The following is a 15,859-nucleotide window of genomic DNA, read 5'->3' as shown; positions in this document are numbered from 1 at the left end:
GGATGTCAGGCGGCGTGCCGGGCGGAGGTCTGATGACTCGCGTAATGGCGGCCGAAGCGGTTCTCGAGGAAGTCGGCAAAGACGATGTCTTCCTGCCGGATAAAACCGGACCGGGGAAGCGCGCCGGAGGCGAGCATGTCGAGGACGGCGCAGATGCCGGCCGCCGTCGTGATCTGGATGGCGCTGTACTGGCGGCCGCCGATGATGCCGCTGTAGATCTTCTGCGCATGCGTCTCCTGGACGAGACGGCCATCCCTGTAGCCGCTCACGGTGACGAAGATCACCACCACGTCCTGGCTCGTGGACGGCAGCGACTTCTCCAGGATGTCTTTCAGCGTGTCGCGGCGGTTGCGCAGGTTCAGGTCGTTGAGCAGCGCCTTCATGATCGCCGCATGGCCGGGATAGCGGATCGTCTTGTAGTTGAGCGTGCGCACGCGGCCGGCATAGGTCTCGCACAGCGTGCCGAGGCCGCCGGAGGTGTTGAACGCCTCATAGGTTATGCCGTCGAGCGAGAACTCCTCGCGCTCCTCCATGGCCGGTACCTTGGTCAGTTGCCCCTCGACCACCGCCTCGCACGGCTCGATATATTCGTTGATGACGCCGTCGGTGCTCCAGGTGAGGTTGTAGTTCAGGGCATTGGACGGATATTGTGGCAGGGCGCCGACGCGGAGCCGCACCGTCTCCAGCGTGTCGAAGCGGCGGGCGAGGTCGTTGGCCAGGATCGAGATGTAGCCCGGCGCCAGGCCGCATTGTGGAATGAAGGCCGACTTCGCGTCCTTCGCCAGCTCCTTGACGCGCTTGGTGGAGGCGACGTCCTCGGTCAGGTCGAGATAGTGTGTGCCGGCGGCGAATGCGGCCTCGGCGATGCGCGTGGTCAGGTGGAACGGCGCGGCGCTGAGGACGGCGAAGCGGCCCTTGAGCAGCGCTTCGAGCGCGTTCGCATCGCCGATATCGATCGCCTGGGTGGCGACGTTCGGATGCCCTGCGATACCCTCGAGGCGAGACGAATCGCGGTCGCAGACAAGAACCTCGAAATCGCCCGTCTCGGCGAGCATATTCGCGATGGTCCCGCCGATGTTGCCGGCGCCTACGACGACGATCTTTTTCATGAGAATCCCTTTCCGGTATGAAGTCGTTCCATCACGCCATGCCGGCATTAGCGTTTCAAACCGTGGATATGTTAAAGTTGACGATGAAGTTCGAGCATTATGACGAACCCGTTAGGCAAAACGACAAGATGGACAAGGACGAGCTGCTGCTTTCGCTTCTGGCCGAGAATGCGCGCATGCCGGTCGCCGAACTGGCGCGGCGGCTGAGCCTCTCGCGCACCACCGTGCAGGCGCGGATCGAGCGGCTGGAGCGCAGCAAAGTGATCTCGGGATACACGCTGAGACGAAGTGCCGCCGCCGAACGCGCCCAGATCAAGGGCCATGTCCTGATCACCGTGAAACCGAAGTCCGCCAGCAAGACCATCGGAGAGCTCACCGCGATGCGGGAGGTCAGGACACTTCATTCCGTCAGTGGCGAAGTCGACCTCATCGCCATCGTCGCGACCTCGTCCGTGTCGGCACTCGACCGCGTGATCGATCGGATCGGCGATCTCGACGGAGTCGAGAGAACGCAGACCTCCGTGATCCTCGACACGAAGGTGGAGCGATAGGGTTTTGGAGGAGCGGCGAACGCGCCGGCAGCCCGCCGGTCGCAGCTAATCTTATAGCCGAGACCGAGTATTTCTCGTTTGATTCCGCCAAGGGCCTCACGCACCTTCGAACAGGCCTGCCGCACGACGCGCATCGCGCCCCCCCGAGCGGGGTGAGATGTCGTGCGGGATGCGGCTCCGGCAATCAATTCGAGGTACCGATGTTCACCATCCATGAAATGCCCCCTCAGCTCGATCCGAAGCTCATCGAGCTGCTTGAGCGCGCCGAGACCGGTACGGTGGGACATTTCTTCCATTCGGGCTTCGTCGACCGTGGCATCGCCGCCATCCTGCCCGAGGCGCGAGTGGCGGGGACAGCTGTGACCGTGCGCACGCCGCACGCCGACTCGACCATCATCCACTACGTCACCAAGCTGATCCGGCCGGGAGATTTTCTTGTCGTCGAGCGGTGCGGCGACCTGCGCCACGCCTGCTTCGGTGGCGCGGTCGGACATGCGATGAAGATCGCCGGCCTGAAGGGCGCGGCGATCGACGGCCCTTCGACCGACATCAACGAGTTGAAGCTTATCGGCCTGCCGGTCTGGTGCCGGGGCCCCTCCTCCATCACTACCAAGCTTATGGGTCTGGACGGCGCGGTGAACGTGCCGGTGACGGTCGGCGGCCAGGTGATCCGTCCTGGCGACGCGATCCTTGCCGACGAGAGCGGCGTTATCGTGCTCGACCCGCAGCAGGCGGAGGCCATCGCGCGTGAGGCCATTGCCGACCAGGAGGACGAGCAGCTCCTCCTGCAGCGCCTGCGTAACGGCGAGTATCTTCCGGACATCACGGGCGCGACCGCGCTGGTCGAGAAGAACCTGCGCAAGGGCGCCTGACGGAATCGGTTTGAAGGTTGGGCCAGGGGTGCGGACCGCGCCCCTGGCTACCGCTTTTTCAGGACCCGCAACGGGGCGGGGCGAATACGAGGGTGCGGACGGGTGAACACGGGCTGGAATTTCCACGAGCTCTATCTGTGGCACGACACGGGGAACGCCGCGGCCTGGTTTCCGCCGGGTCTCAGCATCGAACCCGGCGAACACGCTGAGAACGCTGCCACAAAGCGCCGTTTCAAGAACCTGATGGACGTCTCCGGCCTGACGGACAGGCTGGCGCGCATCGATGCCATACCTGTCGTCGAGGACGATCTGGCGCTTTTCCACGCGCCCGACTACATCGCCAGGATCAAGGCGCAGAGTGCGGCCGGGGGCGGAGACGCAAGCTTCCTGTCGCCATTCGGCCGCGGCAGCTTCGAGATTGCCTGCCTATCGGCCGGCGGCACGTTCGCGGTGATGGACGCGGTCCTGTCTGGCGGCGTGCGTAACGCCTATGCGCTGGTTCGGCCGCCCGGCCATCACGCGGAGCGAGACCGGGGGCTGGGGTACTGCCGGTTCGGCAATATCCCGGTCGCCATCCTCAAGGCGCGCCGCAAGCACGGCTTCTCCCGCATCGCGGTGGTCGACTGGGACGTGCACCATGGCAACGGCACGCAGTCCGCCTTCTACGAGGACGCCGGCGTCCTGACGATCTCCATTCACCAGGACCGCCTTTTCCCGAACAACAGCGGCCTGCGCGAGGAGCGCGGCAGAGATGCCGGCGAAGGCTTCAACCTCAACATTCCGCTCCCGCCCGGCAGCGGCCACGAAGCCTATCTCGCGGTGTTCGAACGGGTCGTCCTGCCGGCCCTGCGGCGCTACCAGCCGGAGGCGATCGTCGTGGCGTCCGGATTCGACGCCTCGGCCATCGATCCGTTCGGCCGCATGATGCTCCACAGTGAGAGCTATCGCCTCTTCACGCGACTGCTGATGCAGGCCGCCGACGCGCTCTGCGGCGGCCGTCTCGTCATGTCGCACGAAGGCGGCTACTCGGCGTCCTACGTGCCCTATTGCGGACTCTCGGTGATGGAAGAGCTGAGCGGCATCCGCACGGACATCGCCGACCCTTTCTTGCCCACGCTCAGCAACTATATCGGCAAGGAGCTCCTGCCGCATCAGGCGGCCGAAATCGATAAGGCTGCCGAGCTGGTCGCTCTCATCCCGCGCTGACCATATGCCCGGCACGTCGTCTAAGGCGCCCACGATATGCGGGCGCCTTTTTCGTTTCCGGCACGCAAGAAAAAAGCCCGGGACCGAGGTCCCGGGCGAAGTTGGGAGGAACTGTCCCTTCGCTTACTGCACCTTGGAAACACCCCAGGCGCGTGGGCGGTCCAGCGGCCACGATTCGTAGCCGGCCACCTTGGGAGATACGGCCTCGATGACCGGGAAGTAGTACATGCCGAGGATCGGCACCTGCTCGGCCATCAGGGTCTGCAATTCCTTCAGCACCGCCTTGCGCGCCTCGAAGTCGGTCGTGTCGATCGCCTTCAGGTAGAGCTCCAGCGCCTTGGGATCGCCGAACTGATAGTTCGGGGTCTTTGCCTTGTCGCCGATGAACATGCCGTAGATCACCAGCGGATCTGGACGGCCCGAATAACCGAAGGACTGCATCTGGAACTTGCCGGAGAAGAAGTTGTCGAGCTGGGCCGCCCAGTCCAGCACTTCGAGCTCGACATTGATGCCCGAGGCCGCGAGCAGGCCCTGCACCACCACCGCATTGTCATACATGCCGATATAGCGCTTGTTGGTCTGCAGCTTGATCGGCTCGCCCTTGTAGCCCGCCTCCTCGAGCAGCTTCTTCGCCGCTTCTGGGTCGTAGGCCGGCCAGCTGTCGACGAAGAAGGGGTCGAAATAGGCGCTCGACTGCGGCACGCCCGAGGGGTTGAATTCCGCCATCCCGCGCGTCTGGGCTGCGGCGAACTGCTTTCCGTCCAGCGCATGCGCGATCGCCTGCCGCATCTTGACGTTCGACAGCAGCGGATCCTGGGTCTGGATCAGCATCGCCGTCAGCGACAGGCCGGGAGACGACAGCACCGTCACGCCCTTGGACTTCAGGTCCTCCACACGTGACGGCGAGATGGTCGACACGACGTCCACCTCTCCGGCAAACAGCGCCGTCTCGGCCGCCGTCTTGTCGGGGATGATCAGGAAGCGGGCTTCATCGACATAAGCGGTGCGGTCACCCGATTGGCCGCTGCGCTCGCCCTTGCCGGGCACATAGCCGTCGAAGCGCGCCAGCGAGACGTACTGCTCGTTCTTCCACTCCTTGAGCGAGAACGGCCCGCTCCCGATCGCCGAGCCGGCGATCCACTTGCCGTCGGCACCGACGTTCTTGGGGCTTGCGACCCAGATGTTGCAGACCGGATCGGCCAGCCGCACGAGGAACAGGGTGTTCGGCGCATTCAGCGTGAAGACGAGCGTGTTGTCGTCCGGCGCGTCGACTTTCTCGACCTTCAGCCCGCGCGACCCATCGAAGGTAGGGATGCACAGCCACGGTGAGTCCGAGCCCTCCTTGGAAGCCATGCGGCGCTCCCACAGCCATTTGAAATCGCCGGCCGTCACCTTGTCGCCATTGTGGTAGGTCGCCTGCTTCAGCTTGAACGTGTAGGTCTTTCCGTCTGCCGAAACTTCCCAGCTGTCCGCGAGGGCCGGGCCGACAGTCAGGTCGTTCTTGAAGGCGACCAGCGGATCGTAGAGGTGGTAGAGTAGCGAATCCGTGTTGTTGTCCGTCTTGGATGCGTCGAGGCTGCGAATGTCGGCGCCAAGCACGATGTTCAGCGTGCCGCCCTTCTGCTGAGCACTCGCCAGACCTGCCCCACCGAGCAGCATCACCGCTGCCAGCGCTGTCGAAAATAGTCCTGATCTCATTTTTGTTCTCCGTGTTCCCACCGCATTGTCTGTTCAACCGAGCGTGCGGATACCGCTCAAATTCGCTTCGTCTCCGATTGGCGTTACCCCATCGGCTGAAGCACGTGATGGCTGGCAACGGGCACCTTCGCGCGCACGCTTCCGACCAGATCGAAATCGAGGGTGGCGCTGGCGGTGCCGACGCCGTCGGAGCACTGGGCGACGACGTGTCCCCACGGATCGACGATCATCGAATGACCCCAGCACCAGAACTTGCCGTCGTCGTGCGACAGCGTCTGTCCGACCGCGACGAAATAGGTCTGGGTCTCGATCGCCCGGGCGCGTGCCAGCACTTCCCAGTGGTCTTTGCCCGTCATCAGCGTGAACGCCGCCGGCAGCACGATCACGTCGGCGCCGCGGTCGCGCAGCGCGCGGAAGAGTTCGGGGAAGCGGATGTCGTAGCAGATCGCGCAACCCACGGTAATATCGCCCACCTTGAAGGTGACGATGTCCGCGCCCCGGCTGATCGTGTCGGACTCCCTGTACGACGTGCCGCCGGGCGCATCGATGTCGAACAGGTGCATCTTGCGATAGCGCGCGATCTCGCCGCCGTCCGGCCCGAACACGAGGCTGGTGTTGAAGAACCGGTTGCCGCTTCTCTCGACCAACGAACCGCAATGGATGGTGACGCCGAACTGCCGCGACAGCCGCGAGATCAGTTGATAGGCCTCGCCCTCAGGAAAGGTCTCGCCATTGGCATGGATGAAATCCCGGTCGCCGCCGATCGAGGCGAAGTATTCCGGCAGCACGATGAGGTCGGGCCTGTCGCTCAACGCCAGGGAGCGGATCAGCCGCTCCGCCTCGGCAAGATTCCCGGCCTTATCCGGCTGCGAATTCATCTGCACCATTCCGACTTTCACGCTCGCGCCTCCATGCCGTTCAGCGCAGTCTGCCGATGGGGTGGTAGGGGTTCAAACGAGAAATCTCCGCGTCCAGTTACAAGAAAATTCTATTGTCGCGCCGCGTCTGCCGGCATGACGAACATGCCTTCGCGCGCGGCCTCCTCGGCCGTCTCGAAAGCTATTGCTGCGACCGCCTTCACAAGCGGGCTTTCGTTGAGTTCGAGATAGGAAACGTGATGCGGGAAAGCCGGGAAGACCGGCGTCACGTCCAGCACTTCCAGCGTCCCCGCTGTCAGGTGTTCGCTGACCACCGCATGCGGCAGCGCCGCGGAGCCGAAGCCGTCGGCGGCGAGGCCCACCATGGTGATCAGCGAATTGATGTTCGAAATCGGTTTGGCGTCCAGCCCCGCCTCCCCGAGCTGCCGCGACAACCAGCGATGCGGCTGGCTGTCGCGCGAGAAGGTCATCAGCGACCGCGTGGCGATGTCGCGCAGCGTCAGTGGCTTGCCTCCGAAGCCGAGCGCAGGGCTCGCCACCCAGACTGACGCGAAGGAACCGAAGTCGAGATTGACGACGCGACTGTCGCCGATCGGCCCCATGGACAGGGCGAAGTCGACACGTCGTTCCATCAGCCCGCGCGCGATCGCCGCACTCGTCTCGATCTGGAGATCGATGACGATGCCCGGAAAGCGCTGCCTGACGCGGGTGATGATGCGAGACAGGAGGGAGTGCGCCACCACATCGTTGGTGCCGAGGCTGACGGTTCCCTCCAACCGCTCGGGATCGGCGATCGCGATACGGAATGCGCCGACGGCGCGCATGATCTCCTCGGCCCTGGGCACCGCCTGCCGCCCGGCCGGCGTCAGCGTCACGCTGCGCGAATCCCGATCGAAGAGCGACACGCCAAGCTCCTCCTCCAACGTGGCGATGCGGTGTGAGACGGAGGCCTGGGTCGCAGCGAGCTTCTCGGCGGCGGCGCTGAAGCTTCCCAGCCGCGCCACCCAGAGAAAAGTCTCGATGAACCTCAGATTCATGTCCGCCGCCCTGCGCCGATGGACGAGATCGCCGCCAGACTCAACGTGCCGAAATCTCCTTCATCATCGCTATGACACGCTGGTCCAGCTTGTCGTCGACGGGAATGGTCTCGGAAGACTGGCGGACCACGACCGTTTCGCTCTTGCGGTCGACCCACACGCACTGGCCAAAGATGCCCATGCCGGCCAGCGCGCCGGTGCCGGTCTCGTACCAGTAGGCAAGATAGCTGCCGCCCGGATAGAGTAGCCCCTGGTCGCCCTGCGACCACACTTCACGGTCGCCGCCGGCCCAGAGCCTTTCGATGAACGCGGCCGGCACGATGCCCTTGCCTCCCAGCCGGACGAGGTCGCCGAGCCGCGCGAGATCGCGCGCCGTCACCGAGATCCCGCCCGACGAGCGTGGATTTCCGGCGCGGTCGACGGTGATGAAGCCGTCCGTGTGCGCACCCATCGGCCGCCACAGGGCGCTGCTCAGGAACTCGGCGTAACGTTGTCCCGAAGCGGCCTCCACCACCAGTCCCGCCATGTCCGCATTCGGCGAGCGGTAGGCATGCCGGGTGCCGTGCGGATGGGCCGCGCGCGGCAGCCGGCACATCAGTTCCCTCAGCGTCGGCGTCGGATCGTCCGCCCGCTCCGGGTTCCACAGCATGGCGCGGCGGTACCGGTCGAAATCGCCGTTCCTGTCGAGATAGAGTTCCTGGAAATCGATGCTGACCGTCATGTTGAACAGGTCGCGCACGGTGAGTTCGTCATAGGCCGAGCCCGTCACCTCGGGAACATATTTCGACACGAGATCGTCGAAGGAGAGCTTGCCCTCGCCCTCCAGGATGCCGGCGAGCAGTCCGGTGAACGATTTCGAGATCGAGAAGATCAGGTGCGGACGCGATGGATCGGTGTGGGGAGCATACCATTCGGCGATCACCTCGCCCTTGCGCATGATCACCAGTGCGTCGCTGTTGCTCTGCGTGAGGAAGTCGGCAAGGGCCAATTCCTCTCCAGCAACGTTCGCGATCCGAAGTCCCGCAAAATTCCCCAACGGCTTTACCGGAGCCTCTTCCAGCCTGGCGCTGCGGATCTGCGCCGACGGCACGAACTCGAACACGTTCTGGAAGGTCCAGGAGGAGTAGGGCCTGTCCCGCCAGTTGGTCAGGTTGATATCGGAACGGCTGAAACTGGTGGCGCTCATTGTCGAGGTCGATCTCTCATTTTCGATGTCGCAGCGGAAAGCTATATTGCGATCGCAGATCGCGCAATCAAAAACCGAACATCACCGCGATGTCGGACGGAATCTTTGTAAGATAACCATAATTTCTGCGATCAGGCCAAAACATGCCTTTTAAAACTGCCTTTCATCGTGTCAGATGAAGAGCAGTTGAGCAGCGATCACGCAGGAACGATACCCATGTCAGACCAACCTCTCAAGCCGCGCGACCCTTCCCGCCCCGGCGACCCGATCATTCCCCGTGACCGGTGGGACATCGCGCCGTACCATCGCTGGACCTTCCAGCATATCCGCGAGATGACGGCGACGGCGCAGATCTGGCGAGGTGCCGGGCCTGCGCGCCCGCTTCCGGAGGCGAAGCAGGATCTCGCCGGCGTCACGTTCCAGCTTGGCGACGGGAAGCGCACCGTCGCGCAGTTTCTCGACGAATCCTTCACCGACGGGTTCCTTGTGCTGCATCGCGGCAAGATCGTCTTCGAGGACTATCGCAACGGCATGAGGCCGCACTGCCAGCATCTCGCAATGTCCGTCACCAAGTCGGTGACCGGCATCCTGACCGGCATCCTCGCGCACCGCGGCGTGCTGGACGTCGAGGCCCCGATCACCGAGTACCTGCCGGAGCTGTCGGCCACCGCCTACAAGGGCGCCAAGGTGCAGCACATCCTCGACATGACGAGCGGCGTCGTCTTCGACGAATCCTACACGACGCCCGGCTCCCACATGCAGAAGATCGACCAGGCCTGCGGCTGGAAGGTCTATACCCGCACCGACTGGCCGCGCACGATGTGGCAGCTCATCCTGACGCTCGACGAGGCTGAGCGCGAACATGGCGAACTGTTCAAATATCGCTCGATCGAGACGGACGTGCTCGGCTTCGTGCTGGAGCGCGCCACCGCCACGCCTCTCGCGGAACTGATCAGCCAGGAGATCTGGGCGCCGATGGGCGCCGGCGAAGACGCCTATATCACCGTCGACGACGGGGGGGCAGCGCTTGCCGACGGCGGCCTGTGCGGAACGCTGCGCGACTATGGCCGCTTCGCCCAGTTGTTGCTGGACAACGGCGCGCGCGACGGCAGGCAGATCGTCCCGTCGCAATGGATCGAGGCGACTCGCAATGGCAGGCCGGATCTGTTCCAGGGCATCTACCGCACCGTCCTGCCCGAAGGTGCCTATTCGAACAAGTTCTGGATCGAGGACGGCAAGCGCCGCGCTATGTGGGCGCGCGGCGTGTTCGGCCAGTCCATCTACATCGACCCGGAGTCCGATTTCGCCGTCGTGAAGCTCTCCACTTGGCCCGAGCACTCGAGTGCCGAGCGCTCGCTGGAACTGCTGGCCGCGATGCGCGCCATCCGCAGCGCCCTTGGCGCCGATTGAATCGACCGAGCTTCACTGCCGCGCCAAGACAAAGGGCGCCGGAGATCTTCCGGCGCCCATCTTTATTTCCCGCCCGTCATCAGCCGGCGCGACGCAACCCGGCCTCCGCGTCGTCGAGCGCCTTGGCGAGACGATCGCACGCCAGGTCGACATGTTCGCGGGTCCAGATCAGCGGTGGCGACATGATGATGGTGTCGTCCACCGAGCGAACCATCAATCCGTTGGCGATCGCCAGGTCGCGCACCTTGTCGCCGGCGTTGCCGGCTTCGAAGCGCAGGCGGGTGCCGCTCTCCTTGACGATCTCGACGGCTCCCATCAGGCCAATCGCGCGCGTCTCGCCGATCAACGAATGGCTGCCGATCCGCTCTGCCAGAGCGCTGGCGAAATACGGACCGGTGTCGTTCTTGACGCGCTCGACGAGCCCCTCGCGCTCGATGATCTCGAGGTTCTTCAACGCGACCGCACAGGCCACCGGGTGCCCCGAATAGGTGTAGCCGTGGTAGAACTCGCCGCCCTTGTCGATCAACGTCGCTGCGATCCGGTCGCCGACCAGCAATGCCGACAGTGGCTGGTAGCCCGACGTCAGCGCCTTCGCCGTGGTGATCGTGTCCGCCTTGATGCCGTAGGTCTCGCTGGCAAACCAGGCACCCGTGCGGCCGTAGCCGGTGATGACCTCGTCGATCATCAAGAGCACATCATATTTGTCGCAGATGCGCTGGATCTCCGGCCAGTAGCTTGCCGGCGGGATCTTGACACCGCCCGCTCCCAGCACCGGCTCACCGATGAAGGCCGCGACATTGTCCGCGCCGGCTTCCAGGATCGCCTCCTCGACCGCGCGCGCTGCGCGCAGGCCGAAGTCATGGTCGCTTTCGCCGGGCATCGCCAACTCGAATGAATAGGGCGGCATCACGTGCACAATGTCCGGCACCGCCCCGTACAGCTGACCGTGCATACCCTTCATCCCGCCGAGCGACGCACCCGCGATCGACGAGCCGTGATAGGCCGTCCTGCGCGAGATCACGATCCGCTTGGTCGGCTTGCCTTCCAGCGCCCAGTAGTGGCGCACGAGGCGCAGCGCCGTGTCGTTGGCCTCGGAGCCCGAGGAGCCATAGAAAACCTGGTTGACGTTCTGTGGCGCCAATTCCGCCAGCTTGGCCGAAAGAAGCACCGGCGTCGGTGTCGTGCAGCGGAAGAAGGAATTGTAAAAGGGCAGTTCCTTCATCTGGTCATAGGCGGCCCTGGCGAGTTCCTCGCGGCCATAGCCGACATTGACGCACCACAGGCCGGCCATGCCGTCCAGAATCTGGTTGCCTTCGCTGTCATAGATGTAAGGGCCTTCCGCGCGCACCACCATCCGTGCGCCTGCGCGGCGCAGTTCCTTGTGGTCCGTGAAAGGGTGAAGATGATGCGCGGAGTCGATCGCCTGAAGCTGCGCGCCGGAGAAATTGTCGTAGGTGATTGTCATTTGTCCTGTCCCTGAATCGATTGCGAAATCTCAGCGGAAAAGGACCTCCGGCGGCGAGTATCCGATGCGCGCGCAAAGCCTCAGGAGCTCGGCGCGCCGGGTACGGGGAGACGGGGTGAACGCACCGCCGCCCGTCTTGAGGATGGCAACCGGATCAAGCATGGACTTTCCCGTGCCGCCAGTAGCCCATCATCGTCAGACGCCTGCGATCGATGCGCTTCTCCTTGATGAAAAGTGTGCGGATGCGGCTGACGGCTGCCGTCTCGCCGGCGATCCAGCCGTAGAAGCTGCTGGCCGCCTGCTCCGCCCGGTCCCACAGGATGTCGCGGTCGACATCTACGGCGTCCAGTTCAGCCGGGTCTGCCGCCAGGACCGATGCCGGTATCTTCGCCGCCTCTGCCGCAGCCACCATATGGGCGCCATAGGCATGATCGGCGTTCTCGCGCGGCAGCCATTTGATATCCAGACCGTCCCATACCGGCAAGTCCAGCACATCGGCCTCGCCCGGCACCTCGATGAAGGCCTGCGTCACGGGCCTGGTTGTCCAGGCGGCAATCTGCTCGACTATTCCGGCGACCGCGGGCAGCGCCGTTTCGTCGGCGATCAGAAGAAGCTGCGAGAGTCCGGCCGGCGGCTCCCAGTCGAAGCCGCCGATCGGGCCGTCGAAGTGCCGGTTCGGAGCCGAGATTTGCAAACGGTCGCCGGGAACCGCGCGCATCGCCCAGCGCGAGGCCGGGCCGTTGTCGCCATGCATCACGAAGTCGATCACCAGTTCGCGCGCGTCGGCATCGAGGGCGCGGATCGTGTAGGTCCGCATCGGCGCCCGCTCCGCAGGCGGTATGGCCTTGTAGAGCTCGTACCAGTCGGCTCGATTGGGGATCGCCGATGGCGTCCCGTCATCCCTGGGAAAGAACAGCTTGATGCGCTGGTCAGGGGCGCGCGTCGCCATGTCGGCAACCTGCTCACCGCCGAAGGTCAGCCGCGCCATATGCGGCGTCAGCATCTGCTTCGCAGTCAGGTAAGCATCGAATATCCGGTAGGGTCGCTCCATCATGCGCCGGGCTCCGCGCGGCCAAGCGCAACGGCCCGCCGGTGAATTTCCGCGACGCGCGCCTCGTTGGACGCCGCGACCCTGCCGTCCGCATTCCAAAGACTGTTCTCGAAGCCGACACGCACCTTGCCTCCAGCCCTGAGAGCAGCCTCCAGACATACGGTCTCACCGCGACCAAAGGCGCAGACCATCCAGTCGGGCCGGACGGGCAGCCGTTCGGCGGCGGCCAGGAATGGCGTCAGGTCATCGGGGCCGCTCTCCTGGTTCACGGCGTAGCGGCCGAGAACGTAAATCACCGAGGAGAGCGAAACCGGCACGATGCCGCGTTCCATCAACCTCGTGAGACGTTCCACGTCGCCCGCATCGTAGAGGATATGCTGGACATCGATCGCCTCCGCGGCTGCCCAGGCATAGAATTCCCCGGCGACGGCTTCGTCCGCATCCGTCGGCACCAATTCGCGGATCGCGGCCGAAATCGCTCTCGGCCGCAGCGTCCGCACGAGAGCCATCTGCTCCGGCGCGGAGTAAATGCCTACTGCCTCGGTCGAGATCTGCACCGCCATGCCCGGCGCTGTCTCGGCCAGTCTTTCCAGCAGCGCCGCATAAAGTCCCACATCGAGGCTGTGCGTGCCGTCCGGGTCGCGCACATGGGCATGAATGGCCCCTGCTCCGGCGCGATGGCAGGCCAGCGCCGTCCGCGCGATCTCCTCGACTGTCATCGGCAGGGCCGGGTGATCGGCCTTGGTGCGGCGCGCGCCATTGGGTGCGACCATGATGAGCGGCAGGGCCATCTATCGATCCCCGCTTTCGTCGGCCGCCAGAGCCTTCAGCACCGCGATCATCAACCGGTCGCGCCGCGCCTTCAATTCGCCGATCGAGCGGCCGTCGGCTTCTTCGGCGACACCGGCGATCAGCTTGCCGCAGGTGTCGGCATCGAGCGTCGGCGCGCCCAGCGTGGCCCAGCGGGCCTCCTGCGCGGGGCCGAGATGCCTGAGATAGGCGTCGATCCCGCCCTCTCCTCCGCCGAGGTGATAGAGCATATGCGGTCCGTCGATCGCCCAGCGCAGGCCGGGGCCGAAACGGATGGCGCGATCGACGTCCTCGACCGAGGCGATGCCCTCGGCGACAATATGCACCGCCTCGCGCCAGAGTGCTGCGCTCATCCTGTTGGCGAGATGGCCGACCGCCTCCTTCGCCACGCGGACCGGCGCCTTGCCGATCCGCTCGAAGAACCGGTAGGCGGCGTCCTGGGCCTGCGGATCGGTCAGCCCGCCGCGCACGATCTCGACAAGCGGCACCAGGTGTGGCGGATTGAAAGGATGCGCCACCACCACGCGCTGCGGTTGGGCGCATTTCGCCTGCAGATCGCTGGCCGGAAAGGACGACGTGCTCGACCCGATGACCACATCGGCAGGCGCGAGGGCGTCGATTGCCTGCAACAGATCCTGCTTCAGCGCGATCTTTTCCGGCGCATTCTCCTGCACATAGTCCGCGCCGGCCACCGCGCCCGCCATGTCCACGAAATAGGAAAGCTCTCCCTGCCCAAATTGAGCGCCGCCAACCGTCTCCAGGTCGGCCAGCGCATCCTTCACGACCGCCGCGAGCCTCGCCTCGCCATCCGGCAGCGGGTCGTAGGCCCGCACGTCCAGTCCGCGACTGAGGAAATAAGCTGCCCACGCGCCACCGATCAGGCCGCAGCCGATGACGGCGACGGTGCGAACCTCCTCGCTGCGATAGGTAAGCGGCGCTGCACGCATTCGATCAGATGAGTCCTTCCGAGCGGAGCTCCTTGGTCACATCGTCGATCGCCGCGCGCAAGCCCCCGGCGAGCAGTCCGATCTCCTCCTGCGTCACGATAAAGGGCGGCGACAGCGCGACGATGTCCGAGTTCGGCAGGCCGCGCACGAGCACCCCGTGCCGCCGCGCCGCCATCGCCACGCGCCCCGCGACCTTGGCCGAAGCCGGCAGCCGCGCCTTCGTCTCGCGGTCGGCGACCAGTTCGACGCCCATCATCAGGCCGGCGCTGCGGATTTCGCCGACGATGTCGCAGTCGCCGATCGCGTCGTCGAAACTGGCACGGAAGCCTTCCGAGATAGCGGCGACACGCTCGACCAGGCCTTCGCGCTCGATGATGTCGAGATTAGCCAATGCCGCTGCCGCGCAGGTCGGATGTCCGGAATAAGTAAAGCCGTGCGCGAACACACGCCCGTCCTTCGACGCATCTTCGATGACGGACCAGATCTCGTCACCGACGAAGACGGCCGAGAGCGGCAGGTAGCCGCTGGTTACGCCCTTTGCGGTGAGGATCAGGTCCGGCCTCATGCCGCAGGCTTCCGAGGCAAACCACGTCCCGGTACGGCCGTAGCCGGTGATGACCTCGTCCGAAACCAGGCGCACGTCGTGGCGGTCGAGAACCTGCTGGATTTCCTGGAAATAGCCGCGCGGCGGCGGCAGCACGCCGCCCGTGCCCATCACAGGCTCCGCGACGAAGCCGGCGACGGTGTCGGCGCCTTCGGCCCGGATCATCCGGTCGAGTTCGTCGGCCAGATAGGCCGAATAGGCCTCCTCGGTGTAGCACTGGCGCGACGGCGCATCGCGGTAGAGGTCCGGTCGCGAGACATGGCGCGCAAAATCAAGCGGCAGGCCGAAATTCTGGTGCACCATGGGGATGCCCGAGAGACTGCCCGAGGCCACCGAAACGCCGTGATAGGCATAGTCGCGCGAAATGATCTTCCGTTTTTCCCGCTTGCCCCGGCAGATGTTGTAATACCAGAGCAGCTTCACGGCGGTGTCGTTGGCGTCGGAGCCGGACGAGCCGTAGAAGACGCGCCGCATTGATTTCGGCGCGAGCGACAGCAGCTTTTCCGAAAGACGGATACCCGGCTCGTTGCTGACGCCGTTGAAGGTGTGAAAGTAGGGCAGCTTGCGCGACTGCGCAGCGATCGCGTCGCTGATCTCGCTGCGGCCATAGCCGACATTCACGCACCAAAGCCCCGCCGCGCCGTCGATGAACTCGTTGCCCGAGGCGTCGACGATGCGCGAGCCGTTGGCCTGCGACATCACCAGCGCGCCGTTCGCCTGCTGGTCCGCAACAGCGGTGAAAGGATGAAAGAACGTGCTCCGGTCGGCCTCGACCAGCGCCGTGTCATCCAATGCCTGCGAGACAGTTCCGTCCATGCGCCCCGCGCCTCCAACCATTCAAAACGAAGCCGCAGCAGCCACAAGCCGACGGTAAATCCGTCTATATACTGCGATCGCAGATCGCACAATTGCCTGTCCGTAACTTTCTTGCTATACGACCAAACACGCCGCCTATGTGGCTATAAATAGCTGATTTAACATCATTGATTCGTCGATGCCCGATAGGCATGCCGCAGGATCGGAAACATGAAAACT

General features: G+C 64.6%; 14 protein-coding genes. 4 read left to right on the top strand and 10 right to left on the bottom strand.

The window, feature by feature from the left end; genetic code table 11:
• Positions 1-5: 5 nt before the first annotated feature.
• The gene (locus B9Z03_RS08940; protein ID WP_085463892.1) at positions 6-1,109 is read right to left on the bottom strand and encodes a saccharopine dehydrogenase family protein; all 1,104 of its coding nucleotides are present in this window, start codon (positions 1,107-1,109) and stop codon (positions 6-8) included.
• Between the two features lie 83 nt (positions 1,110-1,192).
• Here B9Z03_RS08940 and B9Z03_RS08935 point away from each other — a divergent pair, with 83 nt between their 5' ends.
• From B9Z03_RS08935 to B9Z03_RS08925, 3 genes are all read left to right on the top strand, one after another.
• Positions 1,193-1,660, top strand: a complete 468-nt coding sequence (locus tag B9Z03_RS08935; RefSeq protein WP_176247672.1) for an Lrp/AsnC family transcriptional regulator — start codon at positions 1,193-1,195, stop codon at positions 1,658-1,660.
• 200 nt (positions 1,661-1,860) lie between these two features.
• A complete protein-coding gene (locus tag B9Z03_RS08930) occupies positions 1,861-2,532 on the top strand; it encodes an RraA family protein (RefSeq protein WP_085463891.1) in 672 nt (223 codons plus the stop codon).
• 102 nt (positions 2,533-2,634) lie between these two features.
• A complete protein-coding gene (locus B9Z03_RS08925) occupies positions 2,635-3,738 on the top strand; it encodes a class II histone deacetylase (protein ID WP_085463890.1) in 1,104 nt (367 codons plus the stop codon).
• Positions 3,739-3,861: 123 nt separating this feature from the next.
• Here the strand turns inward: B9Z03_RS08925 and B9Z03_RS08920 are convergent, their stop codons facing one another.
• From B9Z03_RS08920 to B9Z03_RS08905, 4 genes are all read right to left on the bottom strand, one after another.
• A complete protein-coding gene (locus B9Z03_RS08920; RefSeq protein ID WP_085463889.1) occupies positions 3,862-5,436 on the bottom strand; it encodes an ABC transporter substrate-binding protein in 1,575 nt (524 codons plus the stop codon).
• A gap of 83 nt (positions 5,437-5,519) precedes the next feature.
• Positions 5,520-6,335 carry a carbon-nitrogen hydrolase family protein gene (locus tag B9Z03_RS08915; RefSeq protein WP_139832209.1) on the bottom strand — a complete coding sequence of 272 codons (816 nt, stop codon included), beginning with the start codon at positions 6,333-6,335 and terminating at the stop codon, positions 5,520-5,522.
• A gap of 89 nt (positions 6,336-6,424) precedes the next feature.
• Positions 6,425-7,351: a LysR family transcriptional regulator gene (locus B9Z03_RS08910; protein ID WP_085463887.1), complete on the bottom strand. Its 927-nt coding sequence runs from the start codon at positions 7,349-7,351 to the stop codon at positions 6,425-6,427.
• A 40-nt stretch (positions 7,352-7,391) separates the two neighbouring features.
• Positions 7,392-8,537, bottom strand: coding sequence for a serine hydrolase domain-containing protein (locus B9Z03_RS08905; protein ID WP_085463886.1), 1,146 nt, complete (start codon positions 8,535-8,537; stop codon positions 7,392-7,394).
• A gap of 216 nt (positions 8,538-8,753) precedes the next feature.
• On the opposite strand from B9Z03_RS08905, the gene B9Z03_RS08900 reads away from it, so the two are divergent.
• Entirely contained in the window at positions 8,754-9,947 is a 1,194-nt protein-coding gene (locus tag B9Z03_RS08900; protein ID WP_085463885.1) for a serine hydrolase domain-containing protein, read from the top strand.
• A gap of 79 nt (positions 9,948-10,026) precedes the next feature.
• On the opposite strand, the gene B9Z03_RS08895 is transcribed toward B9Z03_RS08900, so the two are convergent.
• The 5 genes from B9Z03_RS08895 to B9Z03_RS08870 form a co-directional block, all read right to left on the bottom strand.
• A complete protein-coding gene (locus B9Z03_RS08895; RefSeq protein ID WP_085467560.1) occupies positions 10,027-11,406 on the bottom strand; it encodes an aspartate aminotransferase family protein in 1,380 nt (459 codons plus the stop codon).
• A 160-nt stretch (positions 11,407-11,566) separates the two neighbouring features.
• Positions 11,567-12,466 (bottom strand): siderophore-interacting protein, encoded by a 900-nt coding sequence (locus B9Z03_RS08885; protein WP_085463883.1) that lies wholly within the window; start codon positions 12,464-12,466, stop codon positions 11,567-11,569.
• Positions 12,463-13,254, bottom strand: coding sequence for a beta-keto acid cleavage family enzyme (locus tag B9Z03_RS08880; RefSeq protein ID WP_210191357.1), 792 nt, complete (start codon positions 13,252-13,254; stop codon positions 12,463-12,465). Before B9Z03_RS08880 ends, B9Z03_RS08885 begins: the two co-directional genes overlap by 4 nt.
• Positions 13,255-14,220, bottom strand: coding sequence for a 3-hydroxyacyl-CoA dehydrogenase NAD-binding domain-containing protein (locus B9Z03_RS08875; RefSeq protein ID WP_085463882.1), 966 nt, complete (start codon positions 14,218-14,220; stop codon positions 13,255-13,257). It lies immediately after the preceding gene.
• A 4-nt stretch (positions 14,221-14,224) separates the two neighbouring features.
• On the bottom strand, positions 14,225-15,640 hold the full coding sequence (locus tag B9Z03_RS08870) for an aminotransferase family protein (protein ID WP_085463881.1): 1,416 nt from the start codon (positions 15,638-15,640) through the stop codon (positions 14,225-14,227).
• Between the last annotated feature and the right edge of the window lie 219 nt (positions 15,641-15,859).

It is taken from the genome of Mesorhizobium australicum (genome assembly GCF_900177325.1).
GTDB classification, from domain to species: Bacteria; Pseudomonadota; Alphaproteobacteria; order Rhizobiales; family Rhizobiaceae; genus Mesorhizobium_A; species Mesorhizobium_A australicum_A.
Note: the sequence above shows the minus strand (reverse complement) of the source record. Positions and strands in the feature narration are given on the sequence as shown.

Bases quoted from the DNA above. Each gene is read 5' to 3' on its own strand.
- B9Z03_RS08940 (WP_085463892.1), bottom strand. From the start codon at position 1,109: ATGAAAAAGATCGTCGTCGTAGGCGCCGGCAACATCGGCGGGACCATC.
- B9Z03_RS08910 (WP_085463887.1), bottom strand. From the start codon at position 7,351: ATGAATCTGAGGTTCATCGAGACTTTTCTCTGGGTGGCGCGGCTGGGA.
- B9Z03_RS08875 (WP_085463882.1), bottom strand. From the start codon at position 14,220: ATGCGTGCAGCGCCGCTTACCTATCGCAGCGAGGAGGTTCGCACCGTC.
- B9Z03_RS08900 (WP_085463885.1), top strand. From the start codon at position 8,754: ATGTCAGACCAACCTCTCAAGCCGCGCGACCCTTCCCGCCCCGGCGAC.
- B9Z03_RS08880 (WP_210191357.1), bottom strand. From the start codon at position 13,254: ATGGCCCTGCCGCTCATCATGGTCGCACCCAATGGCGCGCGCCGCACC.
- B9Z03_RS08885 (WP_085463883.1), bottom strand. From the start codon at position 12,466: ATGATGGAGCGACCCTACCGGATATTCGATGCTTACCTGACTGCGAAG.
- B9Z03_RS08905 (WP_085463886.1), bottom strand. From the start codon at position 8,537: ATGAGCGCCACCAGTTTCAGCCGTTCCGATATCAACCTGACCAACTGG.
- B9Z03_RS08920 (WP_085463889.1), bottom strand. From the start codon at position 5,436: ATGAGATCAGGACTATTTTCGACAGCGCTGGCAGCGGTGATGCTGCTC.
- B9Z03_RS08930 (WP_085463891.1), top strand. From the start codon at position 1,861: ATGTTCACCATCCATGAAATGCCCCCTCAGCTCGATCCGAAGCTCATC.
- B9Z03_RS08870 (WP_085463881.1), bottom strand. From the start codon at position 15,640: ATGGACGGAACTGTCTCGCAGGCATTGGATGACACGGCGCTGGTCGAG.
- B9Z03_RS08935 (WP_176247672.1), top strand. From the start codon at position 1,193: ATGAAGTTCGAGCATTATGACGAACCCGTTAGGCAAAACGACAAGATG.